The organism is Anaerococcus degeneri, from assembly GCF_017874475.1.
Taxonomy (GTDB): Bacteria; Bacillota; Clostridia; order Tissierellales; family Peptoniphilaceae; genus Anaerococcus; species Anaerococcus degeneri.
Genome location: NZ_JAGGLO010000024.1, coordinates 1 through 4,342 on the forward strand (window position 1 = coordinate 1; position 4,342 = coordinate 4,342).

The window sequence follows — 4,342 nt, forward strand, 5'->3', positions numbered from 1 at the left end:
TATCCACTTTGTGAATGAGCGTTTTGAAATGATAGAATAGAAAAAGCCGACTACTGAATTAATTTTTGTTGTTTCAGTATGTCGGCTTAATTGTTTTGTTCATTTCAAATTTTAAAAGTCAAGGGCGAGCCTTAGCGAGTTTATTTACCCTTTACTTTTAAAAAGCGAATGGTTGTTGCTCCCTGCAAGGGTTTGGCTCTAAAGGCACGCAAGCACCCTTTAGGGTGTATAATTGCGCCCTTAGAAAATCTAAGGGAGATTTGGTTATTTTATTTTTCCTAATTTTCTCTCATTATTCTTAGTGTTTCTTTAAATTCTTTCGTCTCTATTGCTTCTTCTAGTAGGATTTTTATTTCGTCATCTGTTAGTTCTTCTGCATTTTCTATAAGGCTTTCTAAGATTGCTCCTCTTGTTATGAGCCTATGTGTTCTTTCTTTTCTTCTTTTTACTATGTCTTGTTTTAATATCTTTTTTTCTTGATTTTTTAGTTGCCTTAATCTCTCTTCTGTATCGTCTATCTTTTCTTTTATTTCTTTTGACTTTTCTCTTATTTGCTCTAATTTTTTCATACTAATCTCCTTTCTTGTATTAAAAAAAGACGACTAGATTTTTATTTTTCTAATCGTCCTTTTTCTATTTTGAAGATTTTCTTCTGTTACATTCTTTGCATAACATCTGGCAGTTTTTTGCGTTTGTTTTTCCTCCCTCAACCCAAGGAGTTATATGGTCGCCCTCCATTTCATTTATCTCAAAATGCTCATTACACATAGGGCAAATTCCTTTTTGCCTTTCATAAGCTTCTCTTTTCATTGATGGAGTAAAGGCTCTAATGTTTAAGTGCTTCTCTTCTCCTGTAATTAAATAAGCATAAATCCCAGATTTTTTTGTTATATCATCATCTTGCATTAACTCTTTTATTCTTTCTTCCAAATATACTGGATCATAAGAATTTTGCTTATATTTATTATATAATAATCCCCACTCAATTCCTTTTTGTTCACTTCTATAGTTAGTGAATAATGTTTTTACCCAATTGATAACTGATTGAAAATATAACCATAATTCAGTTGCATTAGTTTCGTTCTGTTTTCTAGCCATATATTCTTCAATTTCTATGGAATCTCTATCAGTTATCCAACGTAATGCAGTTTCTAAATATTCTTGTCTTATTGAAGTACCTTTTAAATAATCACTAGCTATTTGGTATGCAGGGCATGAAGTTTTTGAAAAATATTTTTTCGCTTCGGTTGTCCAAGGTCCAGCATATACTGCATTTCTTAATTCTTGGTCCGTAAGTTTCTCTCCAGCTATATTTATTGTTCTAAACCAGTCTAGTTTTTCACTATCAGTCCCCTCACAAATATAGATCATTAATTTATAATTAAGAATTTCATCTTGCTTATCTTTAGTTAAATTGTGGAAATATTTTTTATTATATGAAAAATCTCCATTAACATATTGACAGATACTTATCGTCCTTTGTTGACCATCGAGAACCTCATAACATTCATCATCACTTTTAACCCAATACATAACATTTAGCGGAAAATTCTTAGTTACAGTATCAATAACTGAATCTCTTTGTTTGTCCTTATAAACAAATTCTCTTTGATACTTTGGTCTTATATTTAATTTCCCATCAAACCCATAAACTCCCTCTTCAGAGTTATCGATGTAACCTTTTGTTACATCTCTAATTTGAATTTCTTTCAATTCAATCTTCATTCCTTTTCCTCCTTATTGTAACTCGTGCATAAGTTATCTTTCCACCTATTTTCCCCTCAGCATTTTTTATCATTCCAGGAATTGATGTGGCGGATAAATACTCTTGCATATAACAATTTTCCATTGACGGTTGCTCTCTCGTTTCCTGAGAATTGGTTTCTAAATTCTTCGTACGAGAACTCTGAAGTATGGTTGTACTTGCTTGCTTGCTTGCTTGCTTGCTTGCTTGCTTGCTTGCTTGCTTGCTTGCTTGCTTGCTAAGGCATTATCTTTCATGTCAATTTCTTTGTCAAGTGAATTAGTTAATGAATAGACTAAATCTTTTCCATCGTTTCCTTTTCTAAAAGCAACTATTTCAAACTGATCTGGATTATATTTATTAAGAAATGTTATTGGTACACCCATAACACCGTCATAATCTACAGGTATATCAGCAACTTTATTTACATTAATAGCGTCATAATTATCATATTTAGGATATTCTTCTTCGTTATATGTTTTGTATAAAGTGATATTTTCATGCCTTTTTTCAATGTCCAAATTAGTAAACCAACATATATTTCCCATGCTTCTCCACTTAATTCCATTCTCATCAATCCTAAACCTTGTTTTTCTTGGCTCATAATAATCTGGCACTTGAAATTCCATATCTCCAGAATGATAACCTAACCAAAGTTTATTTTGAGCAATTAAAGGAAATATCTCTTTATAAGTTATTGCATTTTGATTTCCAATTATTATAAACTTTTTGTCGTACTCGACTAATTGACCGATATATTCTCTAAATAGTGAGAATGGAGGATTGGTAACTACTATATCAGCTTGGTTAAGCAACTCGATACATTCTTCAGACCTAAAATCTCCATCGCCCTCTAGAAGTGTCACAGTATTTTCATTTTGTTGCATTATTTGTCGAACATCTTCAATACCAATTGCACCATCATTATTAACATCTTCTACATTATCAATGATTACTTTATAAGGACTACTTTCGTTTTTATCTTCAATATAATTTATATCAAATATACTTAATTGTCCGAACTTAATAGACGAAGTACCATAGCAAGTAGCTATTAATCTTTTTAAACCAAGATGATTAAAATTATTAGCAAAGTATTTAAAAAAATTGCTTTCATAGGGATCATCACAATTACAAAATACTACTTTATCCTTAAAGTGATTTTTATAATGTCTTAATTCCTTTTCAATATCACTTAACTGCGTATAAAACTCATCTTCTTTGGCTTTATTTGCTCTATGCAAAGCACTATTTCCACTCATTGTAAATCACCTACTTTCTTTTAATAAGTATTCTCGCATAAATACTTGTATATAGTTCTCCAGTTTCACAATCTCTAAAAGCTGGAGGTTTTTTATCCTTTAACTTATTATACTTTCTATACAAAGTTCCTTTAGCATTGTATGTTATTTTTCCTGTTGGCTTCCCATTCTTTAATATTTCCATTTTTTTATTGTTTTTGAAATTGCAACTTCCTACAATTCCTAATTCTACAATTTCAAACTGATCTGGATTATATTTATCTAAAAATGTTATTGGAACGCCCATAATGCCATCGTAGTCCATTGGTATTTCATTTGTTTTATCAACATTTATAGCATCATAGTTTACATACATAGGATATTTATCCTCAGTATAGTTTTCATATAAAAGAAGATCATCATGCCTTTTTTCTATATCTAAATTAGTAAGCCATAAACAATTATTTGTTGATACAATTCTTTCCCCATCTTCATTAATTTTTGTTTCAGTTCCATATAATTCATAATGTTCGGGTACTATAAAACCAGATATCCAACGACCCATTCCATTGCCTAACCAAGCTTTATTTTCTTTAATTAATGCAAATATTTCTTTATATGTTAAGCAATTTATATTTCCTATTACTAGAAACTTTTTGTCGTACTCGACTAATTGACCGATATACTCTCTAAATAACGAAAACGGTGGATTAGTAACTACTACATCAGCCTGTTTAAGTAACTCAATACATTCTTCAGACCTAAAATCTCCATCTCCTTTTAGATTATTGACTTCAACATTATCAAAATCATCAATATTGCCATTTCCATTATATTCTAGCCATACTGCTTCTTCCTTATCATTCATTGAAAATAAATCTATATCTTGATTTTTATAACAAGTAGCTATCAATTTTTTTAATCCCAAATACTCGAAATTCAAATAGAAGTATTTAAAAAAATTACTTACTCTTGGATCATCACAATTACAATAGACTACTTTATCTCTAAAATGAGCCTTATAATATTTCAACTCTCTTTCTATATCAACAAGTTGAGTATAGAATTCGTCATTTTTATTTTTACTTGCTTTTTTTAAATTTTTATTACTAGCTTGTCTACTCATTCTTTAATCCTCTTGTGCTTGTTTTGATTTGCTAATCTCTATAACATCTTCAATTCTGCAATCCAATGCCAAACAAATCTTTTCTAATGACTCTAAGTTCACATAAGAGTTTTTGCTCATTCTTGAAACTATATTGCTTGTTATGTTTGCAGCTCTTTTTAAGTCTTCTTTGTTCATTTCTCTTTCTACCAATAAGTGCCATAATGGTTTATAAGAAATTGCCATATTATT

The 4,342-nt window shown here is 30.1% G+C and carries 6 protein-coding genes; all 6 read right to left on the reverse strand.

The window, feature by feature from the left end:
* Nucleotides 1–278: 278 nt before the first annotated feature.
* Nucleotides 279–569 (reverse strand): DUF3847 domain-containing protein, encoded by a 291-nt coding sequence (locus tag J2Z38_RS10405; RefSeq protein ID WP_209775231.1) that lies wholly within the window; start codon nucleotides 567–569, stop codon nucleotides 279–281.
* Nucleotides 570–633: 64 nt separating this feature from the next.
* Nucleotides 634–1,725, reverse strand: coding sequence for an HNH endonuclease family protein (locus J2Z38_RS10410; protein ID WP_209775232.1), 1,092 nt, complete (start codon nucleotides 1,723–1,725; stop codon nucleotides 634–636).
* Nucleotides 1,715–1,849, reverse strand: a complete 135-nt coding sequence (locus J2Z38_RS10685; RefSeq protein ID WP_263641987.1) for a hypothetical protein — start codon at nucleotides 1,847–1,849, stop codon at nucleotides 1,715–1,717. Before J2Z38_RS10685 ends, J2Z38_RS10410 begins: the two co-directional genes overlap by 11 nt.
* A 35-nt stretch (nucleotides 1,850–1,884) precedes the next feature.
* Nucleotides 1,885–3,006, reverse strand: a complete 1,122-nt coding sequence (locus J2Z38_RS10415; protein WP_209775234.1) for an adenine-specific methyltransferase EcoRI family protein — start codon at nucleotides 3,004–3,006, stop codon at nucleotides 1,885–1,887.
* Between the two features lie 10 nt (nucleotides 3,007–3,016).
* Entirely contained in the window at nucleotides 3,017–4,111 is a 1,095-nt protein-coding gene (locus tag J2Z38_RS10420) for an adenine-specific methyltransferase EcoRI family protein (RefSeq protein ID WP_209775236.1), read from the reverse strand.
* A 3-nt stretch (nucleotides 4,112–4,114) separates the two neighbouring features.
* A partial coding sequence (locus tag J2Z38_RS10425) for a helix-turn-helix domain-containing protein (RefSeq protein WP_233463534.1) occupies nucleotides 4,115–4,342 on the reverse strand: 228 nt, incomplete at its 5' end.

Excerpts from the sequence above, each read along its gene's own strand:
- J2Z38_RS10405 (WP_209775231.1), bottom strand. The coding sequence starts at position 569 with ATGAAAAAATTAGAGCAAATAAGAGAAAAGTCAAAAGAAATAAAAGAA.
- J2Z38_RS10410 (WP_209775232.1), bottom strand. The coding sequence starts at position 1,725 with ATGAAGATTGAATTGAAAGAAATTCAAATTAGAGATGTAACAAAAGGT.
- J2Z38_RS10685 (WP_263641987.1), bottom strand. The coding sequence starts at position 1,849 with ATGGAAAATTGTTATATGCAAGAGTATTTATCCGCCACATCAATTCCT.
- J2Z38_RS10415 (WP_209775234.1), bottom strand. The coding sequence starts at position 3,006 with ATGAGTGGAAATAGTGCTTTGCATAGAGCAAATAAAGCCAAAGAAGAT.
- J2Z38_RS10420 (WP_209775236.1), bottom strand. The coding sequence starts at position 4,111 with ATGAGTAGACAAGCTAGTAATAAAAATTTAAAAAAAGCAAGTAAAAAT.